Origin of the sequence: Kitasatospora sp. NPDC088391 (assembly GCF_044753345.1) — a bacterium.
Lineage (GTDB): Bacteria > Actinomycetota > Actinomycetes > Streptomycetales > Streptomycetaceae > Kitasatospora.
In genome coordinates this window covers 1-18,237 of sequence record NZ_JBIVNB010000011.1, presented here as the reverse complement: position 1 = coordinate 18,237, position 18,237 = coordinate 1, and the positions used below count along the sequence as shown (strand labels likewise).

The following is an 18,237-nucleotide window of genomic DNA, read 5'->3' as shown; positions in this document are numbered from 1 at the left end:
CGCACCGGTTCCCCGGCGCGGCGGCCCCGCGGCCGTTCCGGCCCCGCTACAGGTCGTTGGCCTTGCAGAAGCCGACGGCCCGCCCGGCCTCGTCGGCGGCGCGGTCGGCGTCGCCGGAGCGGATCGCGTCCAGGATGGCGGCGTGCGGAACCCAGCGGTGCGGCAGCAGGTCGGGGCCGACGTCGTGCCGCAGGTGGGCGCGGAGCACCTCGCCGAGGTCGGCGTAGACGGCGGCGAGCACGTCGTTGTGGGCGGCGGCGACCACCGCCTGGTGGAAGGCGGCGTCGGCCTGGATGAAGTCCTCGGGGACGCCCGCGTGCCAGGCGGCGTCCCGGCGGGCCAGCGCGGCGTCGAGCAGTTCGAGGTCCCGGGGGGTGCGGCGGGCGGCCGCGAAGCCCGCCGCGGCGGCCTCCAGGGTGGCGCGCAGCTCGGCGACCTGGTCCTGGTCGGCGTCCGCGAACCGGCGGTGCATCACCCCGGCCAGCTCGCTGGTGGCCAGCACGTAGGTGCCGGAGCCCTGCCGGATGTCGAGCAGCCCGTTGTGGGCCAGCGCCCGGACGGCCTCGCGGACGGTGTTGCGGGCCACGCCGAGCAGGTCGACGAGCTCCGCTTCGGTGGGGATGCGTGATCCCACCGGCCACTCGCCGGAGGTGATCTGGGCCCGCAGCTGGGCGATCACCTGGTCGGAGAGCGGGGTGCGGCGAGTGGTCGACAGCGCCAAGGTCGGGCTCCTTCTGTGGTCTACGTCATCAGGATACCGGGGTGCGATAAGTCATCCCATGATTCTATGATTGCGCCATGCCTACCGCAGCGGAGCGCTCCGCCACCGTCACCGGGGACCGCCGACCGGGCGCCCCGACCCCTGCTCCCGCCACCCCTGCCGCCGCCCCGGCCTCCTCCGCCGTCCGCAACGGCGCCGCCGTGCTGCTCGCCGTCGCGGTCGCCGCCGCCGCGGTGAACCTGCGCCCGGTGGTCACCAGCCTCGGCGCGCTGCTCGACCCGGTCCGCGAGGGCCTCGGGATGAGCGCCACCACGGCCGGCCTGCTCGCCGCGGTGCCGCCGCTCTGCTTCGCCCTGCTGGGCATCTGCGCGCCCGCCCTGGCCCGCCGGTTCGGGCCGATCGCGGTGGTGACCGCCGCCATGGGCGCGATCACGGCCGGCGTGCTGGCCCGGGTGCTCACCGGCTCCGCCGCGGTGTTCCTGCTGCTCACCGCGGTCGCGCTGGCCGGCGTGGCGCTGGCCAACGTGCTGATCCCGGTGGTGATCAAGCGGTACTTCCCGGACCGGGTCGCCCCGATGATCGGCCTCTACTCGATGGCGCTGTCGGTGGGCACCTCGCTGGCCGCCGCCACGGCGGTGCCGCTGACGCACGCGCTCGGCGGCAACTGGCGGATCGGCCTCGGGATCTGGGGCCTGCTCGCGGCCGTCGCCCTGGTGCTCTGGCTGACCGTGCTGTTCCTGCGCCGGGGCGAGCGCAGGAGCCCGGCCGCCGCCGGGGCCGCCGGGCCGGCGAAGCTGCCGATCCTGCGCAGCCGCACCGCCTGGGCGCTGGCCGCGTTCTTCGGCCTGCAGTCCACCAGCGCGTACAGCGCGATGGGCTGGCTGCCGAAGATCTACCACGACGCGGGCGTCTCCGAGTCGGCGGCCGGCGTGCTGCTGGCCCTGGTGATGGTGGTCAGCGTGCCGGTGTCCTTCCTGCTGCCGAACCTCGCCGCCCGGCGCGGCGACCAGCGGCTGTACGTGGTGGTGCTGGGCCTGTGCGGGATCGCCGGCTTCCTCGGCCTGATGCTCGCCGCCGGGACGGTGCCGTGGCTGTGGGCGATCCTGGTCGGCCTGTCGATGTGCGCCTTCCCGCTGGCGCTGACCATGCTCGGCCTGCGCGCCCGCACCCCCGGCGGGGTCACCCAGCTGTCGGCCTTCGCGCAGAGCCTCGGCTACCTGATCTCCATCCCGGGCCCGATCCTGATGGGCGCGCTCTACCAGGGCACCGGGCAGTGGTACCTGCCGCTCGGCCTGCTGGCGCTGCTGCTGGTGCCGCAGATCCTGGTCGGCCTGCGGGCGGCCCGGGCCCGGCACATCGAGGACGAGGCCGTGGTCTAGGCTCGGCGCCATGCCGGTACTCGACCCGAATCCCCCCGACGGCCAGCAGAAGCTGCTGCGGATGCTCGGCCTGATCGCCGCGATCGTGGTGGTGATCGCCGTCCTCGCGACGGTCGCCAGCAAGATGGGCTGATCCGCGGCCCGCCCGGGCGGTTTCCGGACGGCCGCCACCCCTGCGGGTGGCAGCTTGCCGGACCTCGCGCCCGGGCGGCGCTTTTCTGCGAAGCTCTAGGGGTATGAGCGCCGACACCCCTCGTAGGATCATCGTCCTCCGCCACGCCCGGGCCGACTGGCCCGACCAGGTCGACGACCACGACCGCCCGCTCGCCGACCGCGGCCGCGGCCAGGCGTCCGAGGCCGGCCGCTGGCTGGCGGACTCCGGGGTCAACCCCGACCACGTGCTGTGCTCCACCGCGCTGCGGACCAGGGAGACCTGGAAGCTGGTCGCCCACGAGCTGCCCAAGCGGGCCCGGCGGACGGCCTACGAGGACCGGGTGTACGAGGCCCAGCCCGGCCGCCTGATCGAGGTCATCCAGGAGACCCCCGACGACCACCGCGACCTGCTGCTGGTCGGCCACAACCCCGGCGTGCTCGGCCTGACCCAGGTGCTGGCCGGCGACGAGGGCGACGTCGAGGCGCTCAACCGGCTCCGGCTGAACGGCTTCCCGCCCGCCGCCGTGGCGGTGCTCAGCCTGGACGGCCCGTGGAAGCTGGTCGAGCCCGGCAGCGCCCGGCTCGACTCGTACTTCATGCCGCAGGACTGACGGACGCCCGGTGCGTGGGGGGGGGGGGGGGGGGGGGGGGGCCCCCCCCCCCCCCCCCCCCCCCCCCCCCCACGCCGGTCGCGCTCAGTCGCCGGTCGGCGCGCCGTCCAGCTCGTCGGCCGCCTCGACCTCCTCGCGGGTGACGCCCAGCAGGTACAGCACGGTGTCCAGGAACGGCACGTTCACGGCCGTGTCGGCCTGCTCGCGGACCACCGGCTTGGCGTTGAACGCCACCCCCAGGCCCGCCGCGTTCAGCATGTCCAGGTCGTTGGCGCCGTCGCCGATCGCCACCGTCTGCTCCAGCGGCACCCCGGCCCGCTCGGCGAACCGGGCCAGCCAGCGGGCCTTGCCCGCCCGGTCGACGATCTCGCCGGTCACCCGGCCGGTGAACCGCCCGTCCACCACCTCCAGGGTGTTGGCCGCCGCGAAGTCCAGACCGAGCCGCTCCACCAGGTGGTCGGTGACCTGGGTGAAGCCGCCGGAGACGATCGCCACCTGGTAGCCGAGCCGCTTCAGGGTGCGGATCAGGGTGCGGGCGCCCGGCGTCATCCGGACCTCGGCCCGGACCTTCTCGGTGACCGCCGCGTCCAGCCCGGCCAGCAGCGCCACCCGGGCCCGCAGCGACTCGGCGAAGTCCAGCTCGCCGCGCATCGCCTGCTCGGTCACCGCGGCGACCTGCTCCTCGCAGCCCGCGTGGGCCGCGAACAGCTCGATCACCTCGTCCTGGATCAGCGTCGAGTCCACGTCCATCACGATCAGCCGCTTGGCCCGCCGGTGCAGGCCCGAGCGGACCACCGCGATGTCCACCCGCTGCGCGGCGGCCTCCGCCGCCAGCACCGCGCGCAACTCCTCGGTGGGCACCCCGGAGATCGTCAACTCCACCGCCGTCACCGGGTACTTGGCGAGGCGGAAGACCCGGTCGATGTTGCCGCCGGCCGCCGAGACCCGGCCGGTCAGTGCCGCCACCGCGGCCGCCGTCAGCGGGTGCCCGAGCACCGTCACGTGCGAACGGCCCTCGCCGCGGGCCCGGTTGTCGCCGGTGCCGGAGATGATCTCGGCCTGGAGCCGGTGCTCCTCGGCCCAGCGGTGCACCGTCACCCGCAGCCCGCCCTCGGCCCCCGCCGCGCCCGGCGGGGTGACCAGCGCGCACAGCGTTATCCGGCCACGGGTGACCACCTGCTCGATGTCGATCACCTCGACGCCGAACTCGGCCAGCCGCTCGAACAGGCCCGCGGTGATGCCGGGACGGTCCTTGCCGAACACCTTGACCAGCAGCGTGCGCTCGGCGTCCGGGCTCGCGGACGGCGCGGCGGAGAGGGCCCGGGGGGCCGGATCTGTTGCGTTCATGGTGGCCCCCACGCTACCCGGAGCACCCGCGCCCCGACCGCACCCGTCCGGGTCGTGGGACGCCGGTACCGGCCCGCGCACCCGCTGTGACCTTGTTGCCGAGGGGTCACAGTCGGGCGGCCCGACTTCCGGGTACGCCCGCCGGGCTGGAATGATTCCCCCGTCAGATGCAACATCCTGGGGGACCGGAGAGCGGGGCGGGCGGAGAGTTGCCGCAACTCGTACTTGAAATCGACGGCCGGCAGCGGGTATTGGAACCCGGCCGGTCCTACACCATCGGGCGCGACCCGGCGTCGGACTTCCCGTTCGACGACGCCCGGGTCTCCTGGCGGCACGCCAGCGTGACCTTCGACGGCGCTGCCTGGCAGCTCGCCGACCACGGGTCCACCAACGGCACCTTCGTGGCCGGGGCCCGGGTCGCGCAGACCGCCGTCCACCCGGGCACCGTGGTGCACCTCGGCAACGGCCAGAACGGGCCCCGGCTGGCGTTCACCGCGCCGGCCGGCGCCGCCGCGCGCCCCGCCGACATCCACGAGGCCGCCACCAGCCGGGCCCCCGGCCCGCAGCAGGGCCAGGCGCCGTTCCAGCCGCAGCCGCAGCCGCCGTTCCAGCAGCCCGCGCCGCAGCAGGGCCACCGTCCGCCGCCGGTCGAGCAGCCGATCCCGCAGGGCTGGGACGCCCCCACCCCGCGGCCCGGCTTCCCGCAGCAGCAGGGCTTCCAGGCCCCGCCCGTCCAGCAGCCCCCGGCCCAGCAGCCGCAGCCGCCGTTCCAGCAGTCCGCGCCGCAGCCCGCCTTCCAGCAGGCCCCGCCCGCGCACCAGCAGCAGCCGCACCAGCCGCCGCCGCAGCAGGGCGGGCAGCCCGGCGCGGTCGGCGGCCTCGGCAACCCGACGATGATCCGCAGCCTGGTCGGCGGCCGGACCATCCGGATCGGCCGCGCCCTCGACAACGACATCGTGGTCTCCGACCTCCAGGTCTCCCGCCACCACGCCGAGCTGCGCCAGCTCCCCGACGGCCGCTGGGAGATCGTCGACCTCGGCAGCCACAACGGGATATTCCTCAACGGCCAGCCCACCCGCCGCCAGCTGATGGGCCCGCAGGACCGGCTCACCGTCGGCCACTCCTCCTTCGTGCTGGTCGGCGACCAGCTCCAGGAGTTCGTCGACAACGGCGCCGTCACCTTCTCCGCCCACCACCTGACCGTCGAGGTCGACTTCAAGGGCGGCAAGAAGGTCCTGCTCAACGACGTCAGCTTCGCCGTCCCGGAGAAGTCCCTGGTCGCCGTGATCGGCCCGTCCGGCTCCGGCAAGTCCACCCTGCTGCGCGCCCTCACCGGCTACCGGCCCGCCGACCGCGGCGACGTCCTCTACGACGGCCGCAACCTGTACCGCCAGTTCGCCGAACTGCGCTCCCGGATCGGCCTGGTCCCGCAGTCCGAGATCCTGCACAAGGAACTCACCGTCCGCACCGCCCTCAAGTACGCGGCCCGGCTGCGCTTCCCCGGCGACACCGAGGCCGCCGAGCGCGACCGCCGGATCGACGAGGTGCTGTACGAGCTGCGCCTCGACAAGCGCGCCGACAACCGGATCACCGCCCTCTCCGGCGGCCAGCAGAAGCGCGTCTCGGTCGCCCTGGAGCTGCTCACCAAGCCCTCGCTGATCTTCCTGGACGAGCCCACCTCGGGCCTCGACCCGGGCATGGACCGCGAGGTCATGCAGACCCTGCGCGGCCTCGCCGACGACGGCCGCACCGTCCTGGTCGTCACCCACTCGGTGGCCGAACTCGCGCTCTGCGACCGGCTCCTGGTGATGGCGCCGGGCGGCTCGGTGGCCTACTTCGGCCCGCCCGCCGAGGCCCTGCACTTCTTCGGCTACGAGACCTGGGCCGACGTCTTCCAGGCCTTCGAGAACTACCCGGACCACGACTGGGCCGGCCGCTACCGCAACTCGGTGCACCACCAGCAGTACTCGGCCAACGTGGACGCCGCCGTCGTCCAGGCCCAGCCGAACGCGGTCGCCCAGCTGCGCCCGCCGAAGCCGCAGAGCTGGGGCTCCCAGCTGTGGACGCTGATCCGCCGCTACCTGTCGGTGATCGCCTCCGACAAGGGCTTCATCGCGCTGTCGGTGCTGCTGCCACTGGTGCTCGGCGCGGTCTCCGCGGTGATCCCCGACAAGTGCGGCCTGGCGCCCTGCGGCAACGGCCGCAACGACGTCGCCCGGCTGATCCTGATGGTCGTCGCGTTCTCCGCCTGCCTGTCCGGCTCGGCGAACTCGGTCCGCGAACTCATCAAGGAACGCGCGATCTACGAACGGGAACGCGCCACCGGCCTGTCCCGGTCGGCGTACCTGGTCTCGAAGATCATCGTGCTCGGCGCGATCAGCTTCCTGCAGGGCGGCATCATCTCCGCGATCGCCTTCAAGGTCCGCACGCTGCCCGCCGAGGGCCTGCTGTTCACGCACATGCCGGCCGCCGAGATGGCGGTGGGCGTGATCCTGCTCAGCTTCACCTCGATGATGGTCGGCCTGGCCATCTCCTCGCTGGTCAAGACCGCCGAGAAGACCATGCCGCTGCTGGTGATGTTCGCCATCGTCCAGATGGTCTTCACCGGCGCCATCTTCCAGCTGTTCGACAAGCCCGGCCTGGAGCAGTTCGCCTGGCTGATGCCCGCCCGCTGGGGCCTCGCCGCCAGCGGCAACACCCTGGACCTCGCCCACATCTCCCCGGTGGTCGTGGTCAAGCCCCCCGAGACGCCCCCGGTCGACCCGCTGTGGGACCACTCGGCCGGCTACATGGTCCTCAACTGGATCGTGATGATCGCCATCTCGGTCGGCATCGCGTTCGCCGTCCAGCGCTTCCAGAAGCGCCACGAGCCCGAGGTCATGCAGAAGGGCTGACAGGGACGCGTGCACGAGGGGTCCGGGGAACCTTCCCCGGGCCCCTTCGCATGGGCCGTTGTCCCTAGGTCCCGCGCCCGAGGCGGCGGGGGAGGGCCCGGCGGTAGCGTGACCGCCATGGAGGACAGCCCCGGGTGCGACCCGTCCCTGCAGGCGATCGAGGCGGTCAGCGCGGCGGTGCTGGCGATGTCCCGGCCGCTGGAGGTCCGCGAGGTGCTGCGGCGGATCACCGCCTCCGCCCGCGCCCTGCTCGGCGCCGAGTACGCCGCCCTCGGCCTGCCCGACGACCACGGCGGCTTCGCCCAGTTCGTGGTCGACGGCGTCAGCGACGAGCAGTGGCGGGCGATCGGCCCGCTGCCCCGCCAGCACGGCGTCCTCGCCTCGATGCTGCACGACCGCGAACCCACCCGGCTGAAGGACGTCCGCACCGCTCCCGCGTTCGGCGGCTGGCCCGACGCCCACCCCGACATGACCGACTTCCTCGGCATGCCGATCCTCGACGAGGGCGAGATCGCCGGCGCCCTGTTCCTCGCCAACAAGCCCGGCGGCTTCACCGACCACGACGAGGAACTGCTGCGCATCCTGGTCGCGCACGCCGCCCTCGCCCTCGGCAACGCCCGCCTCTACGAGCGCAGCCGGGAACTCACCCTGGCCGGCGAACGCGCCCGGATCGCCCACGACCTGCACGACGCCGTCTCGCAGAAGCTGTTCTCGCTCCGGCTGACCGCCCGGGCCGCCGCCACCCTGGTCGACCGCGACCCGGCCCGGGCCCGCCGCGAACTCGCCGAGGTCGCCCGGCTCGCCGCCGAGGCCGCCGACGAACTGCGCGCCGTGGTCGTCGAACTGCGGCCCGCCGCACTGGAGGAGGACGGCCTGGTCGCCACCCTCGCCTCCCAGGTCCAGGTCCTCGACCGGGCGCACAGCGCCGAGGTCCGGTTCACCGCCACCGGTGTCCGGGCGCTGCCCGCCGGACAGGAGTCCGCCGTGCTGCGGGTCGCCCAGGAGGCCCTGCACAACGCGCTGCGGCACTCCCGGGCCGCCCACGTCACCGTCACCCTGGCCGGCACCCCCGGCCGGGGCGCGCTGCTCACCGTCGCCGACGACGGCCGCGGCTTCGACCCCGAGTCGGTCCGCCGGGCCGGCCGCCACCTCGGCCTGGTGTCGATGCGCGACCGGGCCGCCGCGGTCGGCGGCCGGCTCGCCCTGGAGTCCGCCCCGGGTCGGGGCACCCTGATCGAACTGGAGGTCCCCGGTGCCTGACACGGCGTCACCGATCCGCGTCCTGCTGGTGGACGACCACCAGGTGGTCCGGCGCGGCCTGCGCACCTTCCTGGAGGTGCAGGACGACATCGAGGTGGTCGGCGAGGCCGCCGACGGCGCCGAGGCCGTCGACCGGGCCGCCGACCTCGCCCCCGACGTGGTCCTGATGGACCTCAAGATGCCCCGGGTCGACGGCATCGAGGCGCTCCGCCTGCTGCGCGAACGGGGCAGCGCCGCCAAGGTGCTGATCGTCACCAGCTTCACCGAGCAGCGCACCGTCGTCCCGGCGCTGCGCGCGGGCGCGGCCGGCTACGTGTACAAGGACGTCGACCCGGAGGCCCTGGCGGGCGCGATCCGCTCGGTGCACGCCGGACACGTGCTGCTGCAGCCCGAACTCGCGGCGGCGCTGCTCGCCGAGGACGTCCCCGCCGCGCCGCAGGGCCGCGGCGGCAGCCTCACCGACCGGGAGCGCGAGGTGCTGTCGCACCTCGCCGACGGCCGCTCCAACCGGGAGATCGCCCGCACCCTGCACCTGTCGGAGAAGACCGTCAAGACGCACGTGTCGAACATCCTGATGAAGCTGGACGTCGCCGACCGCACCCAGGCCGCGCTCTGGGCGGTCCGCAACCAGGGCTGAGAGCCGGTCCCCCGGATCAGCGGGGCTCGTCGACGATCGCGTTGTGCGCGGCGACCTGGGCCCGGCGGGCGGTCCGGTCCAGCGGGGCCAGCACCTCGCGGCGGGCCGCCATCTCGGCGGCCGACACCGCCGCCCCGTGCCCGCCCGCGGCGATCGCCAGCAGCGCCGACACCTGCCGGGCCGACTCCAGCACCCGGACGGCGCGCTGCGGGTAGCCCGGGGCCAGCAGCTCGCGGTGGCCCCGGCGGCGGAAGGACTCCAGCGCCCGCAGCGTCTCCGGCCCGGCCCCGGCCACGTCCAGCCGGGTCAGCAGCACGGTGGCCTCCCGCAGCCCGTCGGCCAGCTCCCGCTCGGCCTCGTCCAGCGAGGGCACGTCGGCGGGCAGCGCCTCGTTCACCGGCAGGCACTGCCAGAGCACCCGGACGCCCTGGTCGCCGGCCGGCCCGTACACCTCCACCTCGGGCACCAGCCCGTACGGCACGCCGACCGCCAGGACGGCCTCGCCCGCGCCCAGCGCGAGCGCGTTGAAGGCGGGCGGGCCGCACAGGCCCAGCGGGTGGCCGGCCACCGGGAGGGCCAGCCGCAGGCCCTTCGCCCCCAGCGCGCGCAGGCGGCCCAGCGCCCAGGTGAGGCCGTGCAGCGACTCCGGCTCCTCGCCGGGCAGGCCGGTCACCCGGTGCGCGTCGTCGCTGCCCTGGACGGCCGCGGCGGCGTCGTCCGGCGAGGCGGCCCCGGCCAGCAGCGCGTTGCCCCAGGCGGTGAGCCGCCCCGATCGGGGCTCTTGGTACGGATTGTCGGCAGGAGTGGCGAGCATCGGACCAGCCTACGGACAAGCGGCCGGGGCGGGTGGCGTAGGTTTGGCCTGACAGTAGGTGGACCGTGCCCCGAGGACCTCACGCCCAGGTCCCGCGGACGGCCGGATTCTCGCATTTGGGGAAGGCGTAGGCATGAGCGACGTGCTGGAACTGGTGGACGTTTCCGTGGTCCGGGAGGGGCGCGCACTCGTCGATCACGTGTCCTGGTCGGTCAAGGAGGGCGAGCGCTGGGTGGTGCTGGGTCCGAACGGCGCCGGCAAGACCACCCTGCTGCAGATCGCCGGCGCCTACCTGTTCCCGAGCTCCGGCGAGGCCGTGGTGCTCGGCGAGAAGCTCGACCAGGTCGACGTGTTCGAGCAGCGGGCCCGGATCGGCCTCGCCAGCGCCGCCATGTACGACAAGCTGCCGGTCGGCCAGACCGTGCTGGAGACGGTGCTGACCGCCGCCTACGGCCAGACCGTGCACGGCAAGGAGACCTACGAGCCGTCCGACGAGCAGCGCGCCCTGCTGCTGCTCGACCGGCTCGGCATGGGCGGCTTCACCGGCCGGAAGTTCGGCAGCCTCTCCGAGGGCGAGCGCAAGCGCACCCTGATCGCCCGCGCCCTGATGACCGACCCCGAGCTGCTGCTGCTCGACGAGCCCGCCGCCGGCCTCGACCTGGGCGGCCGCGAGGACCTGATCCGCCGACTGGCCGCGCTCGCCGGGGACGAGTTCGCGCCCTCCATGGTGATGGTCACCCACCACGTGGAGGAGATCGTCCCCGGGATGACCCACGTGCTGATGATCCGTCAGGGCAAGGTCATGACGGCCGGCCCGATCGCCGAGACCCTCACCGCCCGCAACCTCTCGCACTGCTTCGGCCTGCCGCTGACCCTGGAGCAGCGCGGCGACCGCTGGATCGCCGCCGGTCTGCCGCTCGGCCGCTGAGCAGGTCCGGCCACTGACGGGAGCCGGTCGTACACACGGCCGGTTTCCGCCCGTCCACCTGCGGGAAGCCACACGGGGAGACCTCGCACTTCCCTAGGATGGAGCCCGTGGACAGCTGGATCTGGTGGTTGCTGCTCGCCGTCGGCCTGGGCATCCCGCTGGTGGTCACCGCGATGCCCGAATTCGCCATGTTCGCGATCGGCGCCGGCGCCGCCGCGCTGACGGCCGGGCTGGGCGGCGGTACGGTCCCGCAGTTCCTGGTGTTCGTCGGGGTGTCCGCGGCACTGCTGGTGTTCGTGCGCCCGATCGCCTACCGCCAGCTCAAGAAGGGCCCGGGCTACCGCACGGGCGTGGAGGCGCTGACCGGCGCCACCGCAGTGGTACAGGAAACCGTCGACGGGGGGGACGGCGGCCGGATCAAGCTGAACGGCGAGATCTGGTCGGCCCGCGCGCTCCACCCGGGCTCGGTCTTCGAGCCCGGCCGACAGGTCGACGTCGTCGAAATCCAGGGCGCGACCGCCCTGGTCGTCTAGGGGAGAAGCGTTGGAACCCGTCCTCATCGTCCTGATCGTCCTGGTCGTGGTGGCCTTCATCGCCCTGATCAAGACGATCCAGGTGATCCCGCAGGCCAGCGCGGCGATCGTGGAGCGGTTCGGCCGCTACACCCGCACCCTCAGCGCCGGCCTGAACATCGTGGTGCCGTTCATCGACACCATCCGCAACCGGATCGACCTGCGCGAACAGGTCGTCCCGTTCCCGCCGCAGCCGGTGATCACCTCGGACAACCTGGTGGTCAACATCGACACCGTCATCTACTACCAGGTGACCGACCCGCGGGCCGCGACCTACGAGGTGGCCAGCTACATCCAGGCCATCGAGCAGCTCACCGTCACCACCCTGCGCAACATCATCGGCTCGATGGACCTCGAGTCCACCCTGACCTCCCGCGAGGTCATCAACGCCGGCCTGCGCGGCGTCCTCGACGAGGCCACCGGCCGCTGGGGCATCCGGGTCAACCGGGTCGAGCTGAAGGCGATCGAGCCGCCGACCTCCATCCAGGACTCGATGGAGAAGCAGATGCGCGCCGACCGCGACAAGCGCGCCGCGATCCTCACCGCCGAGGGCGCCCGGCAGGCCCAGATCCTGCGCGCCGAGGGCGAGAAGCAGGCCGCCGTCCTCCAGGCCGAGGGCGAGGCGCAGGCCGCCGTCCTGAAGGCCGACGGCGAGGCCGCCGCGATCCGCACCGTCTTCGAGGCGATCCACGAGGGCGACGCCGACCAGAAGCTGCTCGCCTACCAGTACCTGCAGACGCTGCCCGAGCTCGCCAAGGGCGACGCCAACAAGCTCTGGATCATCCCCAGCGAGGTCGGCGACGCCCTCAAGGGCCTCGGCGGCGCCTTCCAGGGCGTCACCGGCGGCGGCAGCGGCGCGGCCCCGGCCGCCCCCGTCGCCCCGCCCGCGTCCCGCGTCCCGGTCGACCCGGGCACCGCCCCCCGCCCGGTCGACACCGAGAACAAGAGCGCCCGCCCCCGGGTCGAGCCGGTCCGCGAGTACCCCAAGATCGACGAGTAACCCGCACGTCCGCGCGCGGGCCCCGTCCGACCACGCGTCGGGCGGGGCCCGCGCGCGTTCCGGCCGCGCCCCGCGCCCGTTCCGGATGGCGGACCCCCCTGGCCGGGCGCCGCGCCGCTCCGGCATGATCGGCCGGAGCGACAGCAGCCAACGAGGGGGAAGCAGATGACACTGTGGGAGGCGCTCGCCGTCCTGCTGGCCGGCGTCGCGGCCGGCACCATCAACACCATCGTCGGCTCCGGCACCCTGATCACCTTCCCCGTCCTGCTCGCCGTCGGCCTGCCCCCCGTCACCGCCAACGTCTCCAACTCGCTCGGCCTGGTCCCCGGCTCACTGGCCGGAGCCATCGGCTACCGCGCCGAACTCGCCGGCCAGCGCCACCGCCTGCTCCGCTACGGCACCGCCTCGCTGCTCGGCGGACTCACCGGCGCCGCCCTGCTGGTCACCCTCCCCGGCAGCGCCTTCGAGGCCGTCGTCCCCGTCCTCATCCTCACCGCCCTCGTCCTGGTGGTGATCCAGCCCCGGGTCGCCCGCGCGATGGCCGCCCGCCGCGCCGCCGGCACCCTGCCCCCCGCCACCGACGGCGGCCCGCTGCTGCTCGCCTGCATCGGCCTCACCGGCGTCTACGGCGGCTACTTCGGCGCCGCCCAGGGCGTCCTGCTGCTCGCCCTGATGGGCATGCTGCTCCCCGACGACCTGCAGACGGTCAACGGCATCAAGAACGTCCTCGCGGTGATCGTCAACGGCGTCGCCGCGATCTTCTTCCTCTTCGCCTCCAGCATCGACTGGACCGCCGCCGCCCTGATCGCCGTCGGCGCCACCGTCGGCGGCATCCTCGGCGCCAAGGTCGGCCGCCGCCTCCCGCCGGTCGCGCTGCGCACCCTGATCGTCCTGGTCGGCCTGGCCGCCGTCACCAAGCTGCTGTTCTTCTGACCTTCCGCCGCCGGGGCCCGCCCCCGGCGGCCGGACCGACGTAGGCTCGGCCCCGACAACCGCCGCACCCCCCCCGGACGGAGACCGCCATGAGCCGCACCCGCCTCAGCGAGGACCAGATCACCGCCGCCCTGGTCGACCTCCCCGACTGGACCCGCACCGGTGACGCCCTCACCCGCACCGCCGAGACCGCGAGCTTCCCCACCGCGATCAAGGTCGTCGGCGCCGTCGCCGAACAGGCCGAGGCCCTCGACCACCACCCCGACATCGACATCCGCTGGCGCACCCTCACCTTCCTCCTCACCACCCACAGCGAAGGCGGCCTGACCAGCCTCGACATCACCCTCGCCCACCTGATCGACCAGGCCCTCGACGCCGCCGCCTGACCCCGGCCCCCCGCCCCCCGGGTAAAGGCCCGGCAAAGTCCGTCCCGCCGCCATGAGATGCTGGCTGCTCGCCAGACGCAGTCGGGACGGACGGAACGCATGGCCCAGGAACCTCCCACAACCCCCGGGTACGACCAGCAGCAGCCCTGGTACCCCCAGCCGCAGCAGCCGGTCCACGGTGAGCAGTACGGCGGGCAGCAGACGTACGAGCAGCAGCCGTTCCCGCAGCAGCAGCAGGGTTACAGCGACCCGCAGGTCTACGGCTACCCGCAGCAGGCCGACCCGTTCGGCACCCAGGGCGTCCAGCAGTCCTACACCGACCAGCCGTTCCCGCAGCAGCAGCAGGGTTACGGCGAGCAGTCGGTGTACGGCTACCCGCAGCAGCCCCAGCAGGCGTACGCCGAGCAGCAGTTCTACGGCGACCCGCAGGTCTACGGCCACCCGCAGCAGACCGACCCGTTCCCGTCGCAGCCCTCGTTCGGCCACCAGCAGTCCTACGAGCAGCAGCCGTTCGAGACGCAGCAGTTCGAGCCGGTCGGCTACCAGCAGGCCCCCGTCGAACCGCAGCCCTCCTACGAGCGGCAGCCGTTCGAGACGCAGCAGTTCGCGCCCCGGACCTCGTTCGAGCAGCAGCCGTCGTTCGAGCAGCAGCCCTTCGAACCGCAGCCCCTCGGCTCCGTCGAGGCGCCCGAGGAGGGCACCGGAACCGACGACACGTCAGTTCCCGCCCCCGCCGCGGTCGCCTTCGCCGAGGACGCCGCCGCCGCCCCGGCCGGCGGCCTCGGCGCGCTCGCCGCCCGCGCCCGCAGCGCCGTCCTCGGTGGCCAGGGCGCGCCCACCCGCCGCGGCCTGGCGATCCGGATCGGCGCCGGCGTCGCCGCGCTCGCCGTCCTGGTCACCGCCGGCGTGCTCGCCACCTCCGGCGACGACGAGAAGCCCGCCGACAAGGCCGCCGCCGGCGCCCAGAACATCTCCGTCGCCCACACCAAGGCCTGGACCGCCGCCGTCGACCCGGCCGCCGCCGCGGCCCAGGGCGCCGACGACACCCTGGTCGGCAGTTGGCTGCTCGCCGACGCCGTGGTCCGCGCCGACGCGACCGGCGTCCGCGCCTACGGCCTCGCCGACGGCAAGCCCACCTGGACGCTCGCCCCGCCCGCCGACGGCGCCGTCCCCTGCGGCATCTCCCCGACCGTCAACGGCGCCGGCATCGGCGCGGTGGTCTACCGCCCCGCCGCCGACCCGAACAGCCCGTGCAGCACCGCCGTCGCCGTCGACACCAAGGCGGGGAAGGCCACCTGGTCCAAGACGCTGTCCGACGCCAAGGAGAAGTACGCCACCCACGTCTCGGTCACCGACGACCGGGTGATCGCCGTCGGCGACGACAAGGCCGCCGCCTGGACCGCCGCCGACGGCGCCGAGTCCTGGCAGTACACCGGCCAGGGCAAGTTCTGCAGCCTCTCCGGCGGCGGCAGCGGCGGCGTGGTCCTGGTGCACAGCAACTGCGCCGACAGCACCCCCGGCGACCAGGCCGTGCTGCTCAACGCGGCCGACGGCAAGGTCAAGTACTGGCGCGGCCTGAACAACCAGCCCAAGACCGTCACGGTGCTCTCCGCCGAACCCGCCGTGGTCCTCACCACCGGCAACCAGCCCGCCGACGACCGGATCTTCGCCTGGGGCGCCGAGGGCGACCCCGCGGTGGAGATCCCGGTCGCGGTCGAGGGCGGCGGCCGCCTGGACGCGGCCCGCGGCACCTTCTCCGCCGTCCCCGGCGTCTGGTTCCAGGGCAGCACGATGCTCGCCGCGGTCGTCCCCGACAGCGGCGGCAGCCCGATCTCGGTCGCCGCCTACGACCTCGGCACCGGCAAGTCGCAGTGGCGCACCCCCATCGCCGAGAAGGCCAAGACCCGGACGGCCGGCGCCGACGCCGGCGGCCTGCTGCTCGCCGTCGACGAGCGCCCCGACCAGCCCGCCCACCTCAGCCGCTTCGCCCTCGCGGGCGGCCAGGAGACCCAGGGCGGCGCCTTCCCCGCCGGCACCGGCTCGCTGCTCTCGGCCGGTCGGGTGCTCACCGCCTCCGGCCACCTGGTGGCCGTGCCCGAGCACGCCTCCAACTTCGGCATCGCCACCGGCTTCACCAGCAAGGGCTGACCACGTGACGGAGGGCCCGACCTGTCCCCTGAGCAGGTCGGGCCCTCCGCGTTCTCACGCGCTCGCCGGCAGCCAGGCGGCCAGCTCCCCGAGCTCGCCCGCCCGCAGCCCGAGCGCAAGCATCAACGTCGCCTCCGGCGTGGGTTCGAACGGCCGCCGCAGCAGCCGCATCCCCGCCTGTTCCGGCGTCCGGTCGGCCTTGCGCTGGTTGCACTCCCCGCAGGCCGCCACGGTGTTCATCCAACTGTCCGCGCCACCGCGGGACCTGGGCACCAGGTGGTCCACCGTGACACCCCGCCGCGCGCAGTACGCGCAGACGAACTGGTCCCGCGCCAGCACACCGCGCCGCGACCACGGAGCCCGTTGTCGGAACGGCACCCGGACGTACCGGGTCAGCCTGATCACCCGGGGCAGCGGCACCTGGACGCCCGAACCGCGCACCACCCGCATGGGGTGCGCCTGCTCGACCACCGCCTTGTCCTGCAGGACCAGCACCACGGCACGGCGCAGCGGCACCGTGCTCAACGGTTCGTAGCTCGCGTTCAGGACAAGGGTGTTGCGCATAACGGGCCACCTCCAGTGCTCGCCCCCGCCGCACGGCGGTGGCACCACTGTGAACGCCCGCACCCCGCCGAACAACGGAATTTCCGCCACCGCCCGCCGACCTGCGCCGAAACCTCCGGGCCCCGAGCGCGTAGGCTCTACCCCGCTGGAACCGTCCGGCCGCGGGGCCCGCCGGGCCCCGACCCGCCGGACCCCCGACCGAAGGAGACGCGGGATCGTGACCGACATCGTCGACGAGCTGCAGTGGCGCGGGCTGATCGCCCTGTCCACTGACGAGGACGCACTGCGCAAGGCGTTCGCGGACGGCCCGGTCACGTTCTATTGCGGCTTCGACCCGACCGCGCCCAGCCTGCACCTCGGCAACCTGGTCCAGATCCTGACCATGCGCCGCATCCAGCAGGCCGGCCACCTCCCGCTCGGCCTGGTCGGCGGCGCCACCGGCCTGATCGGCGACCCCAAGCCCACCGCCGAGCGCGTCCTCAACGCCCCCGAGACGGTCGCCGCCTGGGTCGAGCGCCTGCGCGGCCAGATCGCGCGCTTCCTCGACTTCGAGGGTGAGCACGCCGCCCGCATGGTCAACAACCTGGACTGGACGTCCGGCATGTCGGCCATCACCCTGCTGCGCGACGTCGGCAAGTACTTCCGGGTCAACAACATGATCGCCAAGGAGGCGGTCGCCCGCCGCCTCAACTCGGACGCCGGCATCAGCTACACCGAGTTCAGCTACCAGATCCTCCAGGGCATGGACTACCTGGAGCTGAACCGCCGCTACGGCTGCACCCTGCAGACCGGCGGCAGCGACCAGTGGGGCAACCTCACCGCCGGCACCGACCTGATTCGCAAGGCCGAGGGCAAGTCCGTGCACGCCCTCGCCACCCCGCTGATCACCAAGGCCGACGGCACCAAGTTCGGCAAGACCGAGTCCGGCACCGTCTGGCTCGACCCCGAACTCACCACCCCCTACGCCTTCTACCAGTTCTGGCTGAACGCCGACGACCGCGACGTCGCCAAGTTCCTGCGGATCTTCTCCTTCCGCAGCCGCGAGGAGATCGAGCAGCTGGAGGCCGACACCGCCGAACGCCCCGCCGCCCGCCTCGCCCAGCGCGCCCTCGCCGAGGAACTCACCACCCTCGTCCACGGCGCCGACCAGTACGAGCGCGCCGTCGCCGCCTCCAAGGCACTCTTCGGCCAGGGCGACCTCGCCGACCTCGACGACGTGGTCCTGGCCTCCGCCCTCGCCGAGGTCCCGAAGGCCGCCGTCACCGAACTCGGCCAGCTGGTCGACCTGTTGGTCGAATCCGGCCTGGCCCCCAGCCGCTCCGGCGCCCGCCGCACCATCAAGGAGGGCGGCGCCTACCTCAACAACACCAAGGTCACCGACGAGGAAGCCGTCGCCACCCCCGACGACCTCCTGCACGGCCGCTGGCTCGTCCTGCGCCGCGGAAAGCGGAACCTCGCCGCCGTCGAGCTCACCGCTTCCTGACGCCTCGCCAGGTGGCCTGAAACAGACCGCACTTGACCTGCGATCCGCACACCGAGGGGCCGGAACCAGCCAGATCCGGCCCCTCGGTGTTTGACTCGCCCGCCAAGGTGACCTAACGTAGTCCGAGTCGCTGAACCGGCTGAGGCCGGGAAGCGGAACCCCCCAAACCCTGATGAGCGATCCGTCGCGCGTCCATTCGAATTCAGAGTGGAAAAGCGGACCGAATAACTCTGCTAGAGTTCGGGAGCGCCGAAAGGCAAAAGCAGTGGAAAGCAAGTCAGGAAAGAGCACGAGCTCGGATCTGATAAGCTTGAAACACGAAAGAACGAAGCGCCCGGAGGGTCCGCAGGAATGCGGTCCGAAGGAAGCGTCCGTTCCTTGAGAACTCAACAGCGTGCCAAAAGTCA

17 protein-coding genes are annotated in these 18,237 nt (G+C 73.5%); 13 read left to right on the top strand and 4 right to left on the bottom strand.

What is annotated here, in order from left to right; genetic code table 11:
- Positions 1-46 precede the first annotated feature (46 nt).
- Positions 47-721, bottom strand: coding sequence for a FadR/GntR family transcriptional regulator (locus ACIQBJ_RS27855; protein ID WP_400715887.1), 675 nt, complete (start codon positions 719-721; stop codon positions 47-49).
- Positions 722-798: 77 nt separating this feature from the next.
- Here ACIQBJ_RS27855 and ACIQBJ_RS27850 point away from each other — a divergent pair, with 77 nt between their 5' ends.
- The 3 genes from ACIQBJ_RS27850 (at position 799) to ACIQBJ_RS27840 (ending at position 2,864) form a co-directional block, all read left to right on the top strand.
- Positions 799-2,100 carry a CynX/NimT family MFS transporter gene (locus ACIQBJ_RS27850; protein ID WP_400715885.1) on the top strand — a complete coding sequence of 434 codons (1,302 nt, stop codon included), beginning with the start codon at positions 799-801 and terminating at the stop codon, positions 2,098-2,100.
- Between the two features lie 10 nt (positions 2,101-2,110).
- Positions 2,111-2,233 carry an SGM_5486 family transporter-associated protein gene (locus tag ACIQBJ_RS27845; RefSeq protein WP_400715883.1) on the top strand — a complete coding sequence of 41 codons (123 nt, stop codon included), beginning with the start codon at positions 2,111-2,113 and terminating at the stop codon, positions 2,231-2,233.
- Between the two features lie 103 nt (positions 2,234-2,336).
- Positions 2,337-2,864, top strand: coding sequence for a SixA phosphatase family protein (locus ACIQBJ_RS27840; protein WP_400715881.1), 528 nt, complete (start codon positions 2,337-2,339; stop codon positions 2,862-2,864).
- A gap of 84 nt (positions 2,865-2,948) precedes the next feature.
- Here ACIQBJ_RS27840 and serB read toward each other — a convergent pair whose 3' ends face one another.
- Positions 2,949-4,211, bottom strand: coding sequence for a phosphoserine phosphatase SerB (gene serB, locus ACIQBJ_RS27835; protein WP_400715879.1), 1,263 nt, complete (start codon positions 4,209-4,211; stop codon positions 2,949-2,951).
- A 167-nt stretch (positions 4,212-4,378) separates the two neighbouring features.
- On the opposite strand from serB, the gene ACIQBJ_RS27830 reads away from it, so the two are divergent.
- From ACIQBJ_RS27830 to ACIQBJ_RS27820, 3 genes are all read left to right on the top strand, one after another.
- Complete coding sequence (locus ACIQBJ_RS27830; protein ID WP_400715877.1) at positions 4,379-7,105, top strand: FHA domain-containing protein; 2,727 nt, start codon at positions 4,379-4,381, stop codon at positions 7,103-7,105.
- Positions 7,106-7,222: 117 nt separating this feature from the next.
- Complete coding sequence (locus ACIQBJ_RS27825) at positions 7,223-8,365, top strand: GAF domain-containing sensor histidine kinase (RefSeq protein ID WP_400715875.1); 1,143 nt, start codon at positions 7,223-7,225, stop codon at positions 8,363-8,365.
- Complete coding sequence (locus tag ACIQBJ_RS27820; protein ID WP_400715873.1) at positions 8,358-9,002, top strand: response regulator; 645 nt, start codon at positions 8,358-8,360, stop codon at positions 9,000-9,002. The genes ACIQBJ_RS27825 and ACIQBJ_RS27820 overlap by 8 nt, the downstream gene beginning before the upstream one ends.
- 16 nt (positions 9,003-9,018) lie before the next feature.
- On the opposite strand, the gene ACIQBJ_RS27815 is transcribed toward ACIQBJ_RS27820, so the two are convergent.
- Positions 9,019-9,816: a hypothetical protein gene (locus ACIQBJ_RS27815; RefSeq protein ID WP_400715871.1), complete on the bottom strand. Its 798-nt coding sequence runs from the start codon at positions 9,814-9,816 to the stop codon at positions 9,019-9,021.
- A gap of 133 nt (positions 9,817-9,949) precedes the next feature.
- Here ACIQBJ_RS27815 and ACIQBJ_RS27810 point away from each other — a divergent pair, with 133 nt between their 5' ends.
- The 6 genes from ACIQBJ_RS27810 (at position 9,950) to ACIQBJ_RS27785 (ending at position 15,783) form a co-directional block, all read left to right on the top strand.
- The gene (locus tag ACIQBJ_RS27810; RefSeq protein ID WP_400715869.1) at positions 9,950-10,744 is read left to right on the top strand and encodes an ABC transporter ATP-binding protein; all 795 of its coding nucleotides are present in this window, start codon (positions 9,950-9,952) and stop codon (positions 10,742-10,744) included.
- A gap of 98 nt (positions 10,745-10,842) precedes the next feature.
- A complete protein-coding gene (locus tag ACIQBJ_RS27805) occupies positions 10,843-11,277 on the top strand; it encodes an NfeD family protein (RefSeq protein WP_400715867.1) in 435 nt (144 codons plus the stop codon).
- A 10-nt stretch (positions 11,278-11,287) separates the two neighbouring features.
- Positions 11,288-12,316 (top strand): SPFH domain-containing protein, encoded by a 1,029-nt coding sequence (locus tag ACIQBJ_RS27800; RefSeq protein WP_400715865.1) that lies wholly within the window; start codon positions 11,288-11,290, stop codon positions 12,314-12,316.
- Positions 12,317-12,481: 165 nt separating this feature from the next.
- Positions 12,482-13,249, top strand: coding sequence for a sulfite exporter TauE/SafE family protein (locus ACIQBJ_RS27795; RefSeq protein WP_400715863.1), 768 nt, complete (start codon positions 12,482-12,484; stop codon positions 13,247-13,249).
- Positions 13,250-13,338: 89 nt separating this feature from the next.
- The gene (locus ACIQBJ_RS27790) at positions 13,339-13,635 is read left to right on the top strand and encodes a 4a-hydroxytetrahydrobiopterin dehydratase (RefSeq protein WP_400715861.1); all 297 of its coding nucleotides are present in this window, start codon (positions 13,339-13,341) and stop codon (positions 13,633-13,635) included.
- 99 nt (positions 13,636-13,734) lie between these two features.
- Positions 13,735-15,783, top strand: a complete 2,049-nt coding sequence (locus ACIQBJ_RS27785) for a PQQ-binding-like beta-propeller repeat protein (protein ID WP_400715859.1) — start codon at positions 13,735-13,737, stop codon at positions 15,781-15,783.
- 54 nt (positions 15,784-15,837) lie between these two features.
- Here ACIQBJ_RS27785 and ACIQBJ_RS27780 read toward each other — a convergent pair whose 3' ends face one another.
- On the bottom strand, positions 15,838-16,347 hold the full coding sequence (locus ACIQBJ_RS27780; protein WP_400715857.1) for an HNH endonuclease: 510 nt from the start codon (positions 16,345-16,347) through the stop codon (positions 15,838-15,840).
- A 217-nt stretch (positions 16,348-16,564) separates the two neighbouring features.
- Here ACIQBJ_RS27780 and tyrS point away from each other — a divergent pair, with 217 nt between their 5' ends.
- Positions 16,565-17,830 (top strand): tyrosine--tRNA ligase, encoded by a 1,266-nt coding sequence (gene tyrS, locus ACIQBJ_RS27775; RefSeq protein WP_400715855.1) that lies wholly within the window; start codon positions 16,565-16,567, stop codon positions 17,828-17,830.
- Positions 17,831-18,237: the final 407 nt, after the last annotated feature.

Coding starts and splice junctions, on each gene's coding strand:
- ACIQBJ_RS27850 (WP_400715885.1), top strand. CDS start 799: ATGCCTACCGCAGCGGAGCGCTCCGCCACCGTCACCGGGGACCGCCGA.
- ACIQBJ_RS27845 (WP_400715883.1), top strand. CDS start 2,111: ATGCCGGTACTCGACCCGAATCCCCCCGACGGCCAGCAGAAGCTGCTG.
- ACIQBJ_RS27840 (WP_400715881.1), top strand. CDS start 2,337: ATGAGCGCCGACACCCCTCGTAGGATCATCGTCCTCCGCCACGCCCGG.
- serB (WP_400715879.1), bottom strand. CDS start 4,211: ATGAACGCAACAGATCCGGCCCCCCGGGCCCTCTCCGCCGCGCCGTCC.
- ACIQBJ_RS27830 (WP_400715877.1), top strand. CDS start 4,379: ATGCAACATCCTGGGGGACCGGAGAGCGGGGCGGGCGGAGAGTTGCCG.
- ACIQBJ_RS27825 (WP_400715875.1), top strand. CDS start 7,223: ATGGAGGACAGCCCCGGGTGCGACCCGTCCCTGCAGGCGATCGAGGCG.
- ACIQBJ_RS27815 (WP_400715871.1), bottom strand. CDS start 9,816: ATGCTCGCCACTCCTGCCGACAATCCGTACCAAGAGCCCCGATCGGGG.
- ACIQBJ_RS27810 (WP_400715869.1), top strand. CDS start 9,950: ATGAGCGACGTGCTGGAACTGGTGGACGTTTCCGTGGTCCGGGAGGGG.
- ACIQBJ_RS27805 (WP_400715867.1), top strand. CDS start 10,843: ATGGAGCCCGTGGACAGCTGGATCTGGTGGTTGCTGCTCGCCGTCGGC.
- ACIQBJ_RS27795 (WP_400715863.1), top strand. CDS start 12,482: ATGACACTGTGGGAGGCGCTCGCCGTCCTGCTGGCCGGCGTCGCGGCC.
- ACIQBJ_RS27790 (WP_400715861.1), top strand. CDS start 13,339: ATGAGCCGCACCCGCCTCAGCGAGGACCAGATCACCGCCGCCCTGGTC.
- ACIQBJ_RS27785 (WP_400715859.1), top strand. CDS start 13,735: ATGGCCCAGGAACCTCCCACAACCCCCGGGTACGACCAGCAGCAGCCC.
- ACIQBJ_RS27780 (WP_400715857.1), bottom strand. CDS start 16,347: ATGCGCAACACCCTTGTCCTGAACGCGAGCTACGAACCGTTGAGCACG.